At 44.8% G+C, this 18,740-nt stretch carries 15 protein-coding genes; 5 read left to right on the top strand and 10 right to left on the bottom strand.

The window, feature by feature from the left end; all coding sequences use genetic code 11:
* Nucleotide 1: 1 nt before the first annotated feature.
* The 6 genes from KXJ80_RS17290 to KXJ80_RS17265 form a co-directional block, all read right to left on the bottom strand.
* The gene (locus KXJ80_RS17290) at nt 2-580 is read right to left on the bottom strand and encodes a class I SAM-dependent methyltransferase (protein WP_218738184.1); all 579 of its coding nucleotides are present in this window, start codon (nt 578-580) and stop codon (nt 2-4) included.
* A gap of 208 nt (nt 581-788) precedes the next feature.
* Nucleotides 789-1,532, bottom strand: a complete 744-nt coding sequence (locus KXJ80_RS17285; protein ID WP_037425485.1) for a cupin domain-containing protein — start codon at nt 1,530-1,532, stop codon at nt 789-791.
* 170 nt (nt 1,533-1,702) lie between these two features.
* Entirely contained in the window at nt 1,703-2,785 is a 1,083-nt protein-coding gene (locus KXJ80_RS17280; protein WP_218738185.1) for a hypothetical protein, read from the bottom strand.
* Between the two features lie 108 nt (nt 2,786-2,893).
* Nucleotides 2,894-4,027: a membrane protein gene (locus tag KXJ80_RS17275; protein WP_037425559.1), complete on the bottom strand. Its 1,134-nt coding sequence runs from the start codon at nt 4,025-4,027 to the stop codon at nt 2,894-2,896.
* A gap of 38 nt (nt 4,028-4,065) precedes the next feature.
* On the bottom strand, nt 4,066-4,437 hold the full coding sequence (locus KXJ80_RS17270) for a cytochrome c3 family protein (protein WP_086023967.1): 372 nt from the start codon (nt 4,435-4,437) through the stop codon (nt 4,066-4,068).
* A 3-nt stretch (nt 4,438-4,440) separates the two neighbouring features.
* The gene (locus KXJ80_RS17265; RefSeq protein WP_037425490.1) at nt 4,441-5,961 is read right to left on the bottom strand and encodes a flavocytochrome c; all 1,521 of its coding nucleotides are present in this window, start codon (nt 5,959-5,961) and stop codon (nt 4,441-4,443) included.
* A 337-nt stretch (nt 5,962-6,298) separates the two neighbouring features.
* Between KXJ80_RS17265 and KXJ80_RS17260 the strand changes: the two genes are divergently transcribed.
* Nucleotides 6,299-7,081 carry a TetR/AcrR family transcriptional regulator gene (locus KXJ80_RS17260; protein WP_037425496.1) on the top strand — a complete coding sequence of 261 codons (783 nt, stop codon included), beginning with the start codon at nt 6,299-6,301 and terminating at the stop codon, nt 7,079-7,081.
* Nucleotides 7,082-7,177: 96 nt separating this feature from the next.
* On the opposite strand, the gene KXJ80_RS17255 is transcribed toward KXJ80_RS17260, so the two are convergent.
* The 3 genes from KXJ80_RS17255 to KXJ80_RS17245 all read right to left on the bottom strand — a co-directional run bounded on the left by KXJ80_RS17255 (nt 7,178) and on the right by KXJ80_RS17245 (nt 10,718).
* Entirely contained in the window at nt 7,178-7,777 is a 600-nt protein-coding gene (locus tag KXJ80_RS17255) for a response regulator transcription factor (protein ID WP_218738187.1), read from the bottom strand.
* A 10-nt stretch (nt 7,778-7,787) separates the two neighbouring features.
* Nucleotides 7,788-9,557 (bottom strand): sensor histidine kinase, encoded by a 1,770-nt coding sequence (locus tag KXJ80_RS17250; RefSeq protein WP_099457721.1) that lies wholly within the window; start codon nt 9,555-9,557, stop codon nt 7,788-7,790.
* 162 nt (nt 9,558-9,719) lie between these two features.
* On the bottom strand, nt 9,720-10,718 hold the full coding sequence (locus KXJ80_RS17245; protein ID WP_226770072.1) for an FAD:protein FMN transferase: 999 nt from the start codon (nt 10,716-10,718) through the stop codon (nt 9,720-9,722).
* 315 nt (nt 10,719-11,033) lie between these two features.
* Between KXJ80_RS17245 and KXJ80_RS17240 the strand changes: the two genes are divergently transcribed.
* The 4 genes from KXJ80_RS17240 to KXJ80_RS17225 all read left to right on the top strand — a co-directional run bounded on the left by KXJ80_RS17240 (nt 11,034) and on the right by KXJ80_RS17225 (nt 17,752).
* Nucleotides 11,034-12,386, top strand: a complete 1,353-nt coding sequence (locus KXJ80_RS17240; protein WP_080612436.1) for an FMN-binding protein — start codon at nt 11,034-11,036, stop codon at nt 12,384-12,386.
* A 15-nt stretch (nt 12,387-12,401) separates the two neighbouring features.
* Nucleotides 12,402-13,442 (top strand): porin, encoded by a 1,041-nt coding sequence (locus KXJ80_RS17235; RefSeq protein ID WP_306299135.1) that lies wholly within the window; start codon nt 12,402-12,404, stop codon nt 13,440-13,442.
* 364 nt (nt 13,443-13,806) lie between these two features.
* Nucleotides 13,807-16,044, top strand: a complete 2,238-nt coding sequence (locus KXJ80_RS17230) for a hypothetical protein (RefSeq protein ID WP_218738189.1) — start codon at nt 13,807-13,809, stop codon at nt 16,042-16,044.
* A gap of 10 nt (nt 16,045-16,054) precedes the next feature.
* Nucleotides 16,055-17,752, top strand: a complete 1,698-nt coding sequence (locus KXJ80_RS17225; protein ID WP_218738190.1) for a toxin-antitoxin system YwqK family antitoxin — start codon at nt 16,055-16,057, stop codon at nt 17,750-17,752.
* Nucleotides 17,753-17,839: 87 nt separating this feature from the next.
* Here the strand turns inward: KXJ80_RS17225 and KXJ80_RS17220 are convergent, their stop codons facing one another.
* Complete coding sequence (locus tag KXJ80_RS17220) at nt 17,840-18,661, bottom strand: AraC family transcriptional regulator (protein WP_037415791.1); 822 nt, start codon at nt 18,659-18,661, stop codon at nt 17,840-17,842.
* Nucleotides 18,662-18,740: the final 79 nt, after the last annotated feature.

Genomic DNA, 18,740 nt, shown 5'->3' with positions numbered 1-18,740 from the left:
TTTACCGCTTAAGGAGTACTGCATTGAGCCACTGTTCGTTTTCACGTCCTACGCGTAAATCGGTTGTTAGCCAGACTTTATCAATCACAAGTGGCGAACCAGTTAATAGCTCGGCTAAGAGTGCTTCATCACAGTGGGTAAAGCTGCGGCCATCACGTTCGACTTCACCCTGTCCATATTTGAATGAACAGTAAAATGCACCGCCAGATTTCAACATACTGGCAAGATGCGTGAAGGTATCTGGTAGTGAAGCTTTTGCGACATGCAGCAGCGAGGCACAGGCCCAAATACCGTCATATTGCTGAGTCGAAGTGAACTGCATAAAGGTGGCAACCCTAACAGGCTTGCCGAGCAACTGCTGCGCGAGCGTGGCAAGAGCTGCACTGGCATCAAAGGCATCAACGTGAAAACCAAGTTCAATCAATCGTTTACTGTCTCTACCTGAGCCGCAACCCGCATCAAGCACGCTGCCAGTTGTCGGTAAGTAAGGGATAAACTGTTCAAGCAGGGAAGAAGAATCGACTTCTACCGTCGAGGCATAAAACGAGCTGGCGTTTTGGTTATAAAAATCGATGGACATAAAGACTCCTTATCAGCCTGTCGATAGTAGCTTTTTAGTCTTTATTGTTCAATGTGTTAGAAAGTACGATGTTCAGCCTGAGTTTGAAAGGGTGAGTTGTTAAGTCTCGCGCTGGCGGGGAATGGCAAGGGGTTAACAGGTGAGTGTTAACCCCTTTTTTGAAGCGTTTTACTTCAGTTTTTTAAATCATTTTTGACTAATTTTTAAATCATTTTTTGAAGAAGGCTTCGTTGGTGCCGTATGGGCCTAAATCTAAGTCGCGTTTGCGGATGGCATCTACACGGTCGAAGGCTTCTTCGGCCACGCGTAGGTTTTTCACATCTTTACGCCAGTAGTATTTAAATCCATCAAAGTGGGCGTTGTTTGGATACCAGTAAAATACACCTAAACCTTCTTTATTGAGGATTGGGGTGTTGTGAATATGGGCACCAGGAATATAGAAGTACTGACCTTTTGCTAAGGTCTCAAATTTATTGTTCGCCAGTGTTTTACTGGTGCCGTTGACCACGTAGTAACACTCTGGTTGACCGTGGAAATGTGGCTCATGGTCTGATTTCAAACCATTGGTGATACCGATAACCATTGGGCTGTCTGAGAGTTCTTTCCAGATATAACCCACTGGTGAGTTTTTAGGATCGCAGTTTTTGGCTTCGAGTACGTTACCGTGGTCATCCAAGGTTTTACAAAAACGTTGGTCTGCAGCAATGCTGTCATTGGGTTTGATGGTGTTAAAGTCGATTTTGCCTGCTTCCCAATCGGCAATGTAGGCCTCGATTTCTGGGTTACTGCACTGCTCTGGCATGGTGTTTTGCGGCACATAGGGTGTGCTGTCGTACGGCACTGGTGTCATTTGTTGATAGGGCAGTTGCGCATGGTTACATTGTGGGCCTTGAGCCATAACCGCTGTAGATGTTAGTGCGGCTAATCCAAAAAGCATTTTTAATTTCATCATTCCAATCCTATTTTTACATCGCTTAGTGGCGATATTGTGTTGGTTATGTTGTTACGTGACTAACAATAAAGTGATTAGTTGATGGTAAAGGTGAATTGGATCACGGCATATTTTGAGTGGCAAACTTATTCGTGACTCTACTCGCGAATAATCTTACCGTCCGAGCCGCTTTACAGCTGCAATTGCATGCTGAGCTGGGCATAGTTGGCCATTCCCTGCTGCGCATAGGGATGGGCTGAGCTGTTGTTATCTTCAATTTGATAGCGGCCCACTTCAATACCTAGGGTGAGTGCTTGGGTTAAATTGGTAAACAAATTCACACCAACGTGGCTGCGATCCGTTTGTTCTCTCTCTGTGCGAGTATGACCAAAAAAGAGTGTCGAGCGGGTGTAGTCAGTCCAAAAGTGCCTGTAGGCAAACATGGCTGATGTCGAGGTTTCTAATTCTCCTTCAATAATATCGCGCGCAGCGTCGGTGCCGACATAACGACCTAGGTGGCCGTAGTGCAATTGTAGGCGCAGATCATCTTGGCCAAAGGTAAAGAGTTTGGCAGCAAGGGAGAGCCCGCCAGCCCATTTCGATGTGCCCGCTGGATCTAAATAACGCACTAAGCCTGAGATAGACACATTGCCCCACTCGCCGGATTGGTTGTAGCGGGCAATCATATCTGGGATGTAGTCATGGCTGGTATCAATCCAGTTTGGTTTGGCTGCTGTAACGCTGGTTAGTCCATCCGTTTGGGCTTGGGTGCCGTAGGTGTAGGGATTTTCGAGGGCGAATTGCCATTGTTCGGTGCTATAGCGGATAAGTGCTTGTCTTACCATGGCTTGTCCAACTAATGGCCCACCTAAATCGGCTGTTTCGGCAAAGGTACTGGTATTGACTAAGGTTGACCAGGTTTGCCCGGCGGTGATGCCTTGATAACTGATATAGGCATGCCTAAGCCGTGGACTGTAGGAGTTAGAGATAATCGGATTTCCTTGGCTGGAGCCAACAAAATCGATTTCGGCAAAGGCTTTGGCCTCATCGGTGTTAAGTGTCAAATTAAAGCGGCTTTCTTGGGCGCCAAATTGGGTGCGTTTGCTGTGCTCGACAACCTTGCCTCCACCTGTCCAACTGTCTTGAAAGGCTAGATTTCCTTCAACAAAGCGAGTGTTGGCCTTAATAAAGCCGCCTAATTGCACATCGGCGGCATATAGTGAGGATGAACAGATAAAATAAACAGCAAGTGTAGGTAAATATTGTAGTTTCATCGTTCACTCTATAAGAAAAAAACATAAAAAAGCCCTAACGAATAGGGCAAAAAAAGGTATAGCAGTCTAAAACGGCAGGGAGGAGGGACGTCCTAAACTGCGCAAATATTAGAAGTAGTAACCAAAGTTGATGTTGATACGTTTATCCCAATCGTTACCGACTTCTGGTAGGCCAACGTGGTCGTTATTGGCGGTCGAGAAGGTCATGTTTTTACCCATGACAAAGTCAATCATGGTGTAAGTTGGGCCAGCAGAAATCGCCATACCGGTGACGTTTTGCATGCTGTTGTCGTAGCTATCGTCATCAACATCAGGCGTCATTAAACCAAAGTCGTTATAAAACTTAATGCTGCCCCAATCTGTGTTAACCGTTTTGGCAATGTTGATGTTATAGGCTTGGCCTTTTGAGGCGATTTCGTACTGCCAGCTCACCACCGATACGCCAATTTTGTTGTCGTCGATAGCATCTGCAGCATTGTATTCATACTGCATGGCTTGCATTTGTAGGTTCCAGCCGTTGTAGCTGCTGTCTACATGCAGTGCGACGGCATAGCGGTCGCCATTATTACCGGTTTTGCTGTTGTAGATTTGGCCGACCTGTACTGAGCCACCAAAAGTGGTTGCGCCACCTTCGTATTCGGCGGTGTAGGTTTGGCGCACGTTGAGTTGGTTGGTTTCTTCGTTGTTGTATTCAGTGCCATTGATGGTGCCGGTATACAAGTCAGTTGAATAACGCTTGTTTTCGGTTGGGCCGTATTCGGCATTTTTATAAAACGCTAAATCCGTGTGCCAGCCGTTTTTCTCATAGGTCGCTTTTAAGCCGATGTCATGGTCATCTTCAAAGCCTAAATAGTAAGGCAGACCAAACCACCAACTGTTAGAGATAAACTCGCGGTTACCAAAGGGCACTTTGTTGATACCAAATTGCAGTTGCCAGTCTGGATCAATGTTGTAGTAGCCATAACCATACTTGATGTAGTTAGTGCCTGAGGTAAAACGGTATTCCGCCGCTAAACCGAAATCGCCTTTTTTACCATCAAATTTAATCGCGGCCATGTCGAAGTTAAAGTCGCCGCCTTTATCCTTCGATTTTTCATCATAATCGCGATAGCCATAGTTAACGCGCACGGCGCCGCCAACATTGATGCCATCTTCTTGCTCTGCGGCAAAGGCGTTAGTTTGAGATAGTGCGATAGCGGTTGCCACCATGGACAACATAAACCGGGTGGATTTTTTCATCATCATTACCTTTCTTAAGTTTTTGTATTATAAAAATTAAATTACATTTCTTTGAACCAAGTTCGGTGGCATTCAGCGCACACTGGCGCCTTTTTCTCATGCTCGCTGTGACAGGCTAAGCAGCTGGCACCTTGGTTGTAGTGCAGTGATTTGTGTGGATGGGCTTCAGGGATGGCAAGCTTGGACTCATCCACCGCAATACTGGTAATTTCGCCATGACATTCAACGCAGGCCGCATCGGTGGCATTTTGTTTACCCGAACCTTGGTGACACCCTTTACAACCATCTTGGTAGATAAATTCGTGGTTGGTTCTGCCTTGGGTGCTGCCTTTCATCTTGACGAGGTCTCCTGCATTGGCTGCGCCAGTGAACAGAGTTGCAACAACGAGTGTGAGTAGTAATGTTTTCATCATGATTTAGGCCTGCATGTCAGATTTGATGGTTTCAGCAACGATAATTCCCATCGTTAAGCACTCTAGACAAGCTGTTGAACTTAAACGGGTTCCACCGTGAGTTCCGCCTGTCGCTTCGCCGACGGCATAGAGCTTTTTGATGGAGGTCAGTGACTGGCTGTGTATGACTCGCGCACCTAAATCGGTTTTTAAGCCGCCCATGCAGTAGTGCACTTTTGGCCAAATACGCGACACAATAAACGGCGCTTTAAGCTCAACTGCCGTATCCATCATGCGGCCAAATAAAGGGTCAATGCGCTGGGGCACTTGTTTGTTGTACTCGGCAACGGTTTGTTTGAGCTGTGCAACTGGAATATTGAATTGCTTAGCTAATTGCTCAAGGCTATCGACTTTCCAAGCGATTTGGTCACGCACTGCGCGGGTCACTTCTTCTGCACCAACATGATCGTCATGGTTAAAAAACACCACGGGATAGGCGGGTGAGCCATCTGGATGACGGTTTTTCATAATGGCATCGGAGCAGGTTTTTCTATCGGCGCGTTCATTCATAAAACGCTTACCGTCTAACACATTGACTGAAATTCCTTTATGGAAACCAATCGAGAGCAGAGCATTTGACCAGCCAAAGCCGCCTTCATCGGGCGAGCCCCAGTGACCTGTTTGAATAAAGCTCATATGAACCGGGAAAGCACCGTGTGCCATGGCTGTTAGCGTGACTTCGCCTGTTGCGCCGAGGGCATTGGTACAATCTAAGGTTTTATCTAATGCAGGGTCGACCAGCTCACGTAGTGCTAAGTTACGTGAGAAACCACCGTGGGCAAGGATAACGGCCTTATTGGCTTTGATGTAGATCGTTTTACCGGTTTTGAGATCCGGAAAGCGATAATTTTGACGCACTTTCAAGCCAACAATCTCTTGGCCATCCATGATGAAGTCTTCAACATAGTGTTGTAGACGGTATTCAACGCCTTCTTTTTTACCTGCTTCGTACAGTTTAGTGGTGATATCGCCACCGACACCGTGCTGAGTGCGGATAGCACGTGCTTTATTGTGGCCACCCACTTGTTGGTTAAAGCCTTCGCGGAATTTGACACCAGTGTCGATACACAATTGGTAGGCATCGAGGGCGCGATTGGCAATTTGTCGCAGCATGTCGGTATTTTGCATACCGCGGCCAGAAATGATTTGATCCTTCACTAGCTCTTCGGGTGAGTCATCGTTGATCCCTTGAGCTAATTGAATTGGGTTTTTAGGGATAGCTAACCAGCCACCGTTGATCGCAGAGTTGCCCCCGATCACCTGCATTTTTTCTAATACCAGTATCGAGCCTAGACCTTGACGCTTAGCATTTAGTGCGGATGACAGACCCGCAAAACCTGAACCCACGACAATCACATCGCGAGTTTCATCCCATTTAATGTTTGAGGCGCATTCAGTGGCTGATGCTGCACTTGGTAGTGCCGCTGCGATACCACCGACCGCTGCGCCTGCACCTAGCTTTAAAAAACTTCTTCTATCATGCATTTTTTGTTAACCCTCTATGTCAGTTATCAGCAAGATAGAGGTTATGAACCGCGCCTAAGGAGAAGTGAGTCACGACTTTTTTTCAGTGACAATTTTATTCGTGAGTTATCTCGTGAATATCTTTTCTTTGAAGTAGATTGCTTTAATAACGAACGAGATGAAGATAATTTAATCTATGAAAGTATGCTGTTGATAAAATGTAAGTTTGAGGTAACTCACAAAGGTTGGTATTTAAGAGGTTTGGATGTGACCTTTATCCCGATTAACTCTTTACTGTCTATAAATATTATTTGTTAGCAACACATAATGTACTTTTTACGTATGTTGGAATAAATGAATGAAATGTCCATCTGATTCACTCTCTATTTTACGTTGTAATCAAATATTGGATGCGGCTGAAAGGCTGATTGAATCACAAGGTATTGTATCATTTAAGTTTTCACAGCTGGCACACGAGGTTGGATGTTCTACAGGTACTTTATATAAGTTTTTTGAACGTAAAGAAGATGTGTTGGTTTGTTTATTTTTAAGAAGTGCAACATCAAATCACTTACCGATATTTATCCATAAGAATCCAGAGTTAACTGCACAAGAGAAAGTGCTTTTACCGATATTATTTACTTTTGAAACCATTAAGCGCAGTAGTAGCTTTTTTACGCTGCGTTCGGTGTCGGTAAATACCATGGTTTGGAAATTGGCGAGTGATGAAAAAGTTGAACGTTTTAAAAAACGTATTAATGCTTTTTGGAGTTGGTTTACAGACTCATTACATTTAGCGGTTGAGAATGGTGAATTAGTCGCCACTCCATTACAAATAAAAGAATTAGTTCAAGGAATTACCTTTTATCTAACGGGAGCTCTGACACAATTTGAAAGTCAATTGATTGCGCCTGAGTTTTTATCTGATCGCCGTGAAACCTGTTATCGACATTTGGCAAACCTGATGGCGCGATACGATTGGAAAACGCCTTTAACCTTTGCGCTGTTTGATTCGTTAGAGGCCAGAACCATCAAGTTTTTTGACCAACATTATCGTGACCATATGACCTGCGCGGCCTGTAGTGCGCTATCAAATACCGACACCAAGGCATTATCTCCCTGTACTCGTCAGTGTGGTTAGGGCGTCCTGCAATTCGGGTTTTATTTCACTCGCAGTGAGCGAGTTTTGTCTCACTACTACTAAAGATTAGGTTTATTAAATCATGGGCTTGATGTGTTACTGTTTATGATTTGCCAGTAACCAAGCAAGCTCGGCGGCGTTACTCACCTGCATTTTTTGCATGACTTTTTGCCTGTGTAACTCAATGGTTCGCTGCGCGATATCCAGCTCCGCCGCAATGACTTTGTTCATTTTCCCTGCCAGAATACCCTCCATTACCTGCGTTTCACGCTGGCTGAGGGTGGCGAGTCGATTGGCAATGTCTGATTGCAAATTTTGTTGATGCCATTTTTGCTCAGTATGTTGCTGGGCTTGGGTTAAAAGCTGAAATAGCTTCTCACCATCAACCGGTTTTTCAAGAAAATTGAGTGCGCCCTGTTGGATGCAGTCTACGGCCATGGCAATGGTGCCGTGACCGGTGAGCATGATGATGCTGATTACACTTTGCGCTTGATTTAAATGGCTTAGCAGTGCCACGCCATCCATACCTGGCATTTTGATGTCGAGCAAAAGTACGGCGGGTTGCTTGATATCAACACTTTTTAAAAACGTATCCGCAGCGTTAAAGCCTTTGCAGTTAAGCCCCATTCCTTCAAGCATCCAGCTTAACGAATCCAGTACATCTTGATCATCATCTACAAGGTAAAGTGGTGTCATTTGAGCTCTCTTAAGCTGATGGCTGGTTGAGTGGTAGGGTGACTTTTACCGTTAACCCCGGCGCGGCATGTTGTGCTTCAATTTTGCCTTTGTGTTCCTCAATAATGCGTTTGCAGATAACCATGCCTAGGCCAAGCCCTTGGGGTTTGGATGTTTCAAAGGGAAAGAATAAGCGTTCGAGGGCGTTATCACTCAGGCCGCAACCCGAGTCAGTGATATGAATATAGACGCTTTCGCTTGTGGTACCTGTGTCGATAATCAATGACTTATGGGGGCTGTTTTCCATGGCATCTAGGGCATTGCGTAATAAATTCACCAGCACTTGCTGGATCAAACTGGCATCGGCAAATACGGGTAAGGTTTGTAAGTTGACTTTAGGGCTGAGTTTGAGCCGCTGAAATTCAGGTTGCATCAAGGTTAAGGTTTCTTCTATCACGGCGCGTAAATCACAGGGCTGGTAATCACTGGTTTGTTGGCAAAATGTGCGCAGACGATGGATCGTGGTTTGGGCTCTATCGACTTGATTTATGACCTTATTGAGTGCGGTAGTAAGTTCGGCTTGGGTGTTATCTAGCCGATATAAACAGCCTTGGGTGAGATAGCGAATACCGGCCAGGGGTTGTTTTAGCTCGTGGGCAATGCCTGAGGCCATTTCGCCAGTCAGCAGTACCCGTTGGGCGCGGTAAAACTGTTGTTGTTGCTCGAGTAAGATTTTTTGGGTGTGCTGATGATGGGTTATTTCGGCAGATAGGGCTTGGGTGCGTTTGACCACTAAACGTTTAACCCTTAAGTGATGAATATAGCCGAGTAACAAAGCAAAAATGAAGCTTGCACCCCAAGGTAAGGCATTGTGCAGTAATCGCTGCCAGTTAGTGACAAATGGCCATTGCTCTAATTGTTTTAACAGTTCAAATACCGGGCTATCGTCCACGGGGGCTGACCAATATTGATATCTTCCTTGCACCGCCGCTTGGCTCTCTGGGGGTATTTGCAACAGGCTGGTGACCACTTGGGTAGCAAGTTTATGATCTGTATGGCCTAATTTGGTTAAGGCATAGCCGGGATACAACTGGGTGGATACTTCGCAGGCAAAATCAGGATGCGGTTGCTTAAGGACCACTTTTAATTTATTCGCTGGAATGAGTCCTCGCTCTTGTGCATTTTCCAATACGCAGCTAGGTAATATCGCAACATCAGCCTCACCCGATAACAGCATTTGCAATAGTTTTTGCTGTGGAAAACCAATAAAGCGCAGCTGGGGAATATCGCGGTAGGCATTGATGCCTTTGGTTGCCATCGTCGCTGCAAAAATTTGAAATCCGCCAAAGGCTTGTGGGTCGCTTGATACTAACTTTTCATCTTTAAGTTGTGCCCATTGGCTCAGGTTGTTGTCAATTCGCGTGACGATGGCAGAGCCGATGCTCTGCTCTGGTGAATGCACGCGGTTATGGACTAGGGTGAGTAAGTGACTGGTACCATAGTTTTTTTTAAATGCGACCGTGGTGAGGGCATTGCCAATTAAAAAGTCGATACGTTGCTTAGCGAGTGCTTCATCTAATTGAGTTGGCGTTAATGGCGTGAGTTGTACCGGACGATGCAACTGCTGGCTCAGCCAATCAGCAGTAGGTTGCCAATTGGCCATGACTTCATCGGGTTCATTAAACGCCATTATGCCTATTCGCACCGGATCACTTGTATGGCTATCGGCGGCAATGGCTGGCAGCTTAAAGCCGATAAAAAGGGCCAGGATAAACATTAATCGAGTGAAGAATTGATACATGATTTAAACCTGGCTGGGCGATTTCATTTAGTGGTTAAGACAACAAGACGTTACAGCATCGCTGTAAAATAGGCTGCGCGATGCTGAGCTGATGGCCAAAAATAGTGGCCATATTATGCCTATTAGTGATTGCTGATATATTGAGCCGCTTCACACATTAGCCTAAGGGGTGAGTTTAGCGCGATATTGTTCAAATTGTGGGGTGGCGATTTTGGTGCCTTGTTCATCCAGAAACCATACCGCTTCAATATCGCCAATACGCTTTATTAAGGCTTGCGCTTCAGGCATCGGTAATAAAAACAAACTGGTTGAAATCACATCAGCAAGAATGGGTTTATTCTTCATAATAACCGATACTGAGATACCTTCATTTTTCGGATAGAGTGTCGTTGGATCAATAATGTGATGATATTCTTGACCATCTACAGTGTAATAGTTTAAATAATTACCACTGGATACAATGGTAATATCTTCACCTTGAATGATTTCATGGTAAATATTGCCGCTATTAATCTCGATATTATCTTTATGTTCTAGTTGATATTTGCGGATTAATGGATTTTCGATTGCTGTAATAAATTGGCGGCCATCTGGGTGGGTGCCAAAATGGCGAATATTTCCACCGGCATTAATCATAAAGGCAGTAATATTATCGGCTCTTAATTGGTCATATACTTTTTCAACCATCCAACCTTTGGCTATACCACCTAAATCCAGTTTCATTCCTGGTTTCATTTGAATGGTATTATTGTTCACATCGAGTTTTATCTGTTTTATATCAATGTGTTTTGCCGCGTTGGCTAACTCGATATCACTGGGTAGTTCGCATGTGCCGCCCTGTTGGCAACGTTTTCGATAGCTTCGCCAAACTTCTAACACGGGGGCTAAGGCAACGTTAAATCGGCCTTGGGTAATGCCATGCCATTCAATACTGGTTGCTAATAATTCGGTGAGTTTTGCATCGATATGGTGTAATTGTTCAGGATTGTTATTGATAGTCTGGATATTGGTGTAGCCAGGGTAAGTGCTAAAGTTTGATGCTAAATAATGATATTCCTGCACCACATTAAGTGCATGGCATAATGCTAAATAGGATTTGTCTTTATCCGCTTCGTAAATATCAATGGTAATAGATGTGCCAAAATATTTTAACGTATTCATACTGCCTTTCCCGTGCTCATAATTAAATGTTGCATTGGTATTGCAGTCGAATGGTGAAAAAGTCGCATTTACCATTGTTGGCGTAAAAAAGAGATAAATTAATACAGTAAAAGATAATAAATATTTCATACATCCCCCATCTTGATGACGATTAAATTAGTAGCATGAATTTCAGTTGATGACAGTAATCAATCAGCAAAGTGTTAGCTAACTCAACTATTTTGAATTGAGGTTGGCATATTGCGGTTATCCGCAATTGTCGAATTCTTTCCGAGGTCTATGCTGGCGGCAAGTTCATTAGTTGAAGAGCGTTATATGATGAAAACTGAATTACATTTTAAAAAAAGTTTGCTGGTTAGTGCGGTTGCATTCGCAACATTTGCCTTAGCAGGTTGTGCTAATACTGCACCGCAGGGGAAATATATTGATGGCGTCCATCATGTCAGTGGTAAGGGTAAAAAGAGCGACATCACCCTTGAAGTTAAGGTTGAGCAGGGGAATATCACTCAGGTAAAAACTCTGTCACATAAAGAAACCGAGTCACTGTACCTTAATGCTGAGCGTTTGCTACCCGAGATTGTGAGCCGTAATGGTCATGAGGGGATTGATGCCATCTCAGGCGCAACCTACTCATCCAATGGTATTTTAAAAGCAATCAATGATTTACCTCGTGTAGATGGCAGTAAGCCTGAATATCAAAGCGTGGGTGCTCGCAGCCAAACAGGGGATGATGATTTTAAACTGAAATGGTCTATCCAACCGCGTTTAGGCTTAGTGAAAGGTGATTACTACTTTGAAGAAGCCCGTTTCCGTCAAGGGCATATGGGTAGCATGTTGGTGGTAGTGGATTCAAACAACCTTCAGGATGTGATCCTGGCCGAGTTTAATGAAAGTGGTCGTCCGAATTACTACACTCGCCTTTACCAAAATGTGCCTAAGCGTATGTCTGAATACAATTTCTCTATGGGCAAAAAGAAAGGCACCGCATGGGTACAATCCGCATTAACCATGGAAAAGCTAATGATGGAAAAAGACCAGCTTACCTTTGAGTTAAATCCTCACTACGATCCTAAGTTAGGCAACCAGCTCAGCGAGCCTAACCGATTAAAATATAAAGGTATTGATATTGTTGCTGGCGCCTCAAACAGCATTCAGCAATCGATGATCCCCTTGACAGCTAAGATCCATAGTCGGATTCAAGCAGGAGCGAGTGATGCGCTTTTTTATCAGCAAGCCGAAAAATTGCTCGATGAAAAAGGTCGCTGGACAGGCGTTACCGCGATGTTGCGGTTAGTGGTTGATAAAAATAGCCACAAAATTACCCATGCCCATTACGATGAAATCTTTGCTGACGAGAAGAAAGATATCCAAGACGCCTCATTGAAAGCATTTTATCGCCAATCCAAATATGACTCGATTAATTATGTTGAACCCGCGCGTATCGGATTTAACGTGATGATTGATGCCTTATCTTCGCATCTGAAAGAGGGTGGTTCGCTGTTCAATATTAATGATTTACCTGCGGCAGGTGATACTGGTAGTTACGCTCAAACCGGCTTTACTAAGCGTTCAGATGCCTGGGACAACTATCTGCGACTCGCTGATGTGTTGTACAAGCAAATGCGTGCCGATGGCGTGATTAATGAACATGCCTTACCTGCTCAGTAATATTGGATACCTAACATGATGAATAAATCATTTGCTATTTCGATGCTTACCTTGGCGCTATGTGCTACACAGACCGTTGCCGATGAACATAAGTTTTATGGTCGTATCGATTATTCGGTAACCAATTCCGATAGCGGCAGTGCGACGCATAAAAATAAAAGCGGCACCGTATTAGAAAATAACTTTACGCGCATCGGTATTAGAGGCGCTAGCCAATTAACCGACAGCACCTCACTGTTTTACCAAATTGAGGTTGGCGTAAATGGTGAGAGCCAAGATAGTGGCGATAAACCATTCTCAGCACGCCCAACATTTATTGGTGTGAAGCACAGCACTTATGGTGCCTTAGCGGTTGGACGGATTGATCCGGTATTTAAAATGGCTAAGGGGATGTCTGATGCAATGGACAATTACTCCTTAAAACATGACCGTTTATTTGCCGGTGATAAGCGTTGGGGGGACTCCTTTGAATACAAATCCGCCCATTGGAATAAGTTGCAATTAGGTGTGAGCTATTTATTGGAGGACAATCATTACACTAATAATGATAACCGCCGTGATAATGGCAATTACCAGTTAGCGGTTACCTATGGTGATAAGTTCTTTAAAACGGGCGATGTGTACGCTGCTGTTGCCTACAGTGATGGTGTGGAAGATATTGAAGCTTACCGTGGTGTTGTCCAATATAAGTGGGATAAATGGCAGTTTGCGACAATGCTACAACATTCAAAATTGGTGAATACCGATAAAATCGATTGGCAACAGCGTGAAGGTGACGGTGTTATTGTTAGTGCCAAATATCAATTAGGCCAATTATCATTAAAGGCCCAATATGGATTTGATAACTCCGGTACTGGATTAATCGCTAACCGTGTTTATGCCAGTAAAAACACCTTGATTGATGAGGTGCCAGAAATCTCCCAATGGGCGATTGGTGCTGAATATAAATTGAGTAAATCAACACGTCTACATACTGAAATCGGTCAGTTTGATGTAAAGCAGTATGATGATTTTGACGATACTATTGTCAGCCTTGGTATGCGTTACGACTTCTAAAATTTATCAATAGTTTATCACCTTGCTAAGTTATGTACTGTATTTAGCAAGGTGATAATTATTTAGCCTAGTTGTTAGTTTTGCAACATGATGTTTACTTTGTTGCGCTGGCAGTATTTTTTGCTTTAAACCACTATTTAGTGATATTTTGAGTTCGGTGCTTTTCTAATTCTTTAATATTCCCTCCTTCTTCAGCCCTCGAAAGATATAGTATTAAGCGACACGCCAAATAGCCGTTAAGCCTGCATAGAAAAAATACTATGCTAATGACTACTATATAAGTAAAAAATAACCTAATAATTTTCTTTATGTTCCATGAACGGGCATAATGCGGCGTTTAATTATTTAGTTACAAGGAATAACCATGAAGTATTTGGTTAGCGTAGTGAGCTGTTTTCTATTATCGGCCTGCTCTTTTGGGGATGCTGATGTGGAGTTTAATCCTAAAAAAGGTGAAGAGCGTGCATATCAAGTGTATAGCTCCACCAAGATTACAGTTGATACGGATAGTCGTACCGAAACAGTGAATACCACATCCCATCAATTATTGCGTTATAAGGTTCTCGATACGGGCACAAATAGTCGGTTTGAAGTGCATGTCGATTATATGAAAATGCGTGATGGTCAAGGGAGTGGCGTGAGTAGTGGCGAACGGGCTGATCGGACCCCTGAAATGCACGCTATTTTTTCACAGGGTTTTGAATTTACATTAAATTTAGACGATGGCAGCGTTAAAGCATTTAGCGCACTCAACAAGCCTGTATGGCAAGCGCAGTTGGCTGAGCGGGGGCTTGAACTGGAGCAGGAGCTTAAAAAGCTATTTAGTTCATCGGTCTTTCTTAACAGCATACCCGCTAAAGAGGGCGCTATCGTTGCGCTTCCAGCCTATCAAGGCCATGCTAATGCCAAGCTTACCGTGTTAAAAGTCACAGAGACACATGTACTGGCTCAAGTGCAAAGTGACGGTGCCCAAGCCAACATTTACGGCCAACTGATGCTAGAGCGTGAGCGAGGTTGGCTAGTGCAGATGGCTTTAGTCGCTGAAGCGCCATTTGAGCGTTATGGCTTTAAAGGCGTGATGCGCAGCAATGTGATAATGGTGCCCAGTGAGCGAAAGCTGGGTGACCTATCGCAACGAGTGGGTTTTGATTACGATTTCCCGCCAACAGAGTACCCAAAACAACCTGAATTAGTGCTAGAAGATGCGAATAAAACCTTAGCGGAAGAGGCGGTATTTGCGCTTGATGCGGGTTACTTTGACCTAAGTGATGACCAACTAAGCCTTGCTTATCAGCATGATGTTTCAGGTTTAAAAGCCTCTGGTGATTTTCACTTAACCGATATCACCGCCCACAGTGCCGATGGTCGCGTGCTGCCAATACAACTATTTAAGGTCGGTGGTTACAGTTATCCTGAAAAGGATGGTTTTTATCGTTCCCTTGAGCAACATTTGCTTATCGGCTGGAACGAGCCCTCGACACTGTTTGATCAGGTAGCTGAGTTTCGTGCTAAAGCCCATTATCAAGGGGCGAAACTGGTCAAACTGACCTTGACGCCAGATCCAAGCAAAACGGTGACCTTGCAGTATCAAGATTTACAACTAGAGCTGATCCCCGTTGCCGATAAACCCTTCACTTATCTGCTGACATCGCAGGATGCGACCAATACATCTTGGTTGACTGGCCGATTTGACGGGGCTGAAGGCGCTATGCTGAAGTACCAAACCCCGACTACGACAGGGCCGGATTGGTTAACCCCTGCTGAGCTGAATATGTTGGCGTTAGTCTCATCGGAGCAATATCAATCCACCACCCTGTTTAGCTTTCCTGCTAAGCCGCCGACGCTCACCATTTATGTTAATACTGCCGCGGATAGTCGCGAATTGACTAAAAATGTTCGTTTTATTCCGATGAACGATTACACGCAAAATACCAACTATCCCCCAGTGTATGAGACAACGCTTTACCGTGATGACATGTATGCGCATTACGATGAGCAACCGCAACCCCCAATCCCCGATGATCCCGCATTACTCGAACCACAAATGCTGGCCAAATACGGCGTTGGTTTACAGTTAACCTCCGAGCAAGCCGCGGTGTGTCGTTTGAGCGTGGTGGATGCGCCACAAGTCGATGGTCACACGTTGCAATGGACATCTATAAAATCTGAAAACAGCTTAGTGGAGCAGCTCGATAAGTCTGTACAGTATCAACTGACGAGTGCCGATGGCATCCGTCGCAACTTTTATGGTATCCGTGTGGCCAGCACTTTAGCCTGCACTGGTACTCCTCAATGGCAAGCACTTACCTATCAACCTAAACAAGGTTGGCTGATTGATATCACCCAACTGCCCAATTTAGATACTACTCAAACGGTGGCCGACTTTATGCGCCGTTATCGTTTTTTAAATGCGCAGAATGTAGCGTTAGCTCCAGCTATTCAAGGTGATGGCAGTGATTTTTATCAGCGCCCGTTGCTGCAAGTATTACGTGAGGAGCGCTGGTTTGTGCTGGCAGGGCGAGCTGCCGCGATAGAATATCTGACCATCAGCGGCGATCCAGTGAATAAGCAGTGGATTACCACCTTCCCAGCATTACCTTAAGGAGCCGAATATGAGAGTTTTATTAATATTATCAGTGCTCTTTATGTCATTTAATTTGTCTGCGGAGCGGATCTTACTCGACGAACAATGGCGCCTTAGCGATGTGCCGGGTGAAGCCATCTATTATCAGCAGCAAGCGGCAACAGCGCAAAATGGCGAGTGGCCAGTGCAGCTATTTTATCTGGAGACGGATAAACCGGTTTTTAAGGGCCGCGTTAACAGTCCCAATTTAGCGGAGAGTTATATCGTTGGTGATTTCGAGTTCTTCTACCCCGACGGTCAACTGTCTCGCAAGGGCAGTAGCGATGCACAAGGGCGTTATCAGGGAACACATTTGCATTACTGGGAAGATGGAAAACTCTCGGGAGAGTACCACTACCTGAATGGCCAGTTACATGGAGAGCAGAAAAGTTACCATACCAATGGTCAATTACGCGACCATCAACATTATGTGAATGGTGTGGAATCTGGATTAGCGCAAAGTTATTTTGACAATGGCCAGCTGCAAACACGGGTAACCTATGGCGCTAACGGTATGGAAGGGCTTTATGAAAGCTTCCATAACAATGGGCAGCCGGAGCAAACCGTGAATATGGTGGCGGGAAAAAGAGAAGGTGAGCGACTGTATTGGACGAAGGAAGGTTGGTTATTCACCAAAGAGTTTTATCTTAACGGCAAAATACATGGCGAAGTGTTGGTGTACCAAGCGGCAGATGTGTTACAGGAAATTAAACATTATCAGCATGATAAGCAGGTAGGGATACAGCAGCGTTTTGATCCACAAGGGCGGTTAGCAGCGCAACAATTGTATGATAAGGATGGCCGCGAAATTCAAAATATTAGCTACGATGATGCAGGCAAAGTAACAAGCCAAACTGACACACAGTATCTTGCCAAAGGCCAGGTAACTACGGAAAAACGCTTCGATGCAACTGGAGCATTAACCGCTCAATATCAGCGTGATACTGTAAAGGACTGGAGTCTGCGTCAGCGTTTTAATGCAACCGGTGAGTTGATTGAACGGGAAGAACAACTCAAGGGACTGCATGACGGTTTGTATATTGGGGATGGCTGGAATGGTTATGTCCGACGGATAAACTACAGCAAAGGTAAAATGCACGGTGCATATCGCGAAGATAATGCCTTAGACGGTGGATTTGTCACCGGGCAATATCATTTCGGTGTAAAGGTCGGTAAGTGGGTGACAAAAAACGCTGATATGACCCGTAATGAGCAGTTTAATCAACAAGGCCAGCTTAACGGTGAACAAACCGAAATCGCCGCCGATGGCACGCTAATGCTGCAAGCATTTTATCAAAACGAAAAATTACATGGTGCGTATTTACAGCGTGGCTTTGATAAACAATTGCAGGCTCAAGGCCAGTATGTGAACGGTCAACGTGAAGGTAAATGGCTGGTTGATGACAGTAGCTATAACCAGGTTAAGCTCTGGCACGGGCAGTACCGTGCGGGCCACGAAGTTGGTCGCTGGCAAGCGTTTTCGGCAAATGGCCATTTATTAGGGCTGATGCAATATGATGATAAAGGCCGCTTGCAAGGTAAAAGTTACAGCTTTAACGAAGATGGCAGCTTGGAGCGAAGCGAGGAGTACGTTGATAATCAATTACACGGTCAATTAGTGTATTACTTCAATGGTGAAGCTTCATCCGTGTATCACTATCAAAAAGGGGTAGATGTCGGTCAATAGCAGAACGGTAATCGCCCAAAACCCATCTTGGGGGATTTGAGGTGAACTGAACGTATTAGCTCAAGGATGAGTTAATGCACATCAGCGCTAACGATGTGCTTTAAGCCAGCGTCCTGGTGGCATTCCAAATTCTCGTTCGAATGCGCGTGCAAAGGTTGCACTGCCACTGTATCCACCACTCAGTGCAACCTGAGCAATAGGTTCCCCAGCCAATAATTGTTGGCATGCCATCATCATTCGCCACTGAGTCAGATACTCAAGTGGCGATAATCCCGTCAACAGCTGAAAATGGGCCGCAAAACGTGAGCGAGACATGCCCGCTTCTTTCGCGAGTGTTGCTACTGTCCATTTTTCCTCATAACGCTTATGCATCACGCCAATCGCACGCGCTAGTCGTGGATCAGATAATCCAGCCAATATGCCTTGTTGAGTGTGGCCATTATCAACGATGTAACGCAACAATAAGATAAATACGGTCTCCAACAAGCGAGTGATAATGGGGGCTTGGCCATATTGATTCGCAAATGCCTCTGAAAAAAGTAGGGTGACTAGCGGTTTTAATTCTGGCTGTTCACTCAGCGGTAGCACTAATACATTGGGGAGTGCCATTTGTATTGGGGATTGGTTTCCTTGTCCAAATGAAACGCTCGCACAGACGAGATCACATCCTTCAGCATCAACGGGTTCCATGCTGTGTTTAAGCCCCCGAGGAAAAAGGATTAGGCAAGGTTCTGTTAACAATCGTGGTTCATCAAATTCCTGATAAAGCGTCATCGCACCCGCGTTAAGCAAGTGTAGATGGCCCCCTTCAGGATAATCTTGGCTAAGCGAGGTTTGGCATAAGTTACCAGCGAAAAACATCGAAGCACGTGGCGCTGTATGAGCCAATAGAATTGAGAGAGGATCCATTTTGAGACGATAGGCGTTTAATTAAGGACTATTTGCGATAAATCGTATCATTGTGGGCTGTAAGCTATCAACCGTAACT

It is taken from the genome of Shewanella xiamenensis (genome assembly GCF_024971755.1).
GTDB lineage: Bacteria > Pseudomonadota > Gammaproteobacteria > Enterobacterales > Shewanellaceae > Shewanella > Shewanella xiamenensis.
Note: the sequence above shows the minus strand (reverse complement) of the source record. Positions and strands in the feature narration are given on the sequence as shown.

Excerpts from the sequence above, each read along its gene's own strand:
- KXJ80_RS17290 (WP_218738184.1), bottom strand. The coding sequence starts at position 580 with ATGTCCATCGATTTTTATAACCAAAACGCCAGCTCGTTTTATGCCTCG.
- KXJ80_RS17285 (WP_037425485.1), bottom strand. The coding sequence starts at position 1,532 with ATGATGAAATTAAAAATGCTTTTTGGATTAGCCGCACTAACATCTACA.
- KXJ80_RS17280 (WP_218738185.1), bottom strand. The coding sequence starts at position 2,785 with ATGAAACTACAATATTTACCTACACTTGCTGTTTATTTTATCTGTTCA.
- KXJ80_RS17275 (WP_037425559.1), bottom strand. The coding sequence starts at position 4,027 with ATGATGAAAAAATCCACCCGGTTTATGTTGTCCATGGTGGCAACCGCT.
- KXJ80_RS17270 (WP_086023967.1), bottom strand. The coding sequence starts at position 4,437 with ATGATGAAAACATTACTACTCACACTCGTTGTTGCAACTCTGTTCACT.
- KXJ80_RS17265 (WP_037425490.1), bottom strand. The coding sequence starts at position 5,961 with ATGCATGATAGAAGAAGTTTTTTAAAGCTAGGTGCAGGCGCAGCGGTC.
- KXJ80_RS17260 (WP_037425496.1), top strand. The coding sequence starts at position 6,299 with ATGAAATGTCCATCTGATTCACTCTCTATTTTACGTTGTAATCAAATA.
- KXJ80_RS17255 (WP_218738187.1), bottom strand. The coding sequence starts at position 7,777 with ATGACACCACTTTACCTTGTAGATGATGATCAAGATGTACTGGATTCG.
- KXJ80_RS17250 (WP_099457721.1), bottom strand. The coding sequence starts at position 9,557 with ATGTATCAATTCTTCACTCGATTAATGTTTATCCTGGCCCTTTTTATC.
- KXJ80_RS17245 (WP_226770072.1), bottom strand. The coding sequence starts at position 10,718 with ATGAATACGTTAAAATATTTTGGCACATCTATTACCATTGATATTTAC.
- KXJ80_RS17240 (WP_080612436.1), top strand. The coding sequence starts at position 11,034 with ATGATGAAAACTGAATTACATTTTAAAAAAAGTTTGCTGGTTAGTGCG.
- KXJ80_RS17235 (WP_306299135.1), top strand. The coding sequence starts at position 12,402 with ATGATGAATAAATCATTTGCTATTTCGATGCTTACCTTGGCGCTATGT.
- KXJ80_RS17230 (WP_218738189.1), top strand. The coding sequence starts at position 13,807 with ATGAAGTATTTGGTTAGCGTAGTGAGCTGTTTTCTATTATCGGCCTGC.
- KXJ80_RS17225 (WP_218738190.1), top strand. The coding sequence starts at position 16,055 with ATGAGAGTTTTATTAATATTATCAGTGCTCTTTATGTCATTTAATTTG.
- KXJ80_RS17220 (WP_037415791.1), bottom strand. The coding sequence starts at position 18,661 with ATGGATCCTCTCTCAATTCTATTGGCTCATACAGCGCCACGTGCTTCG.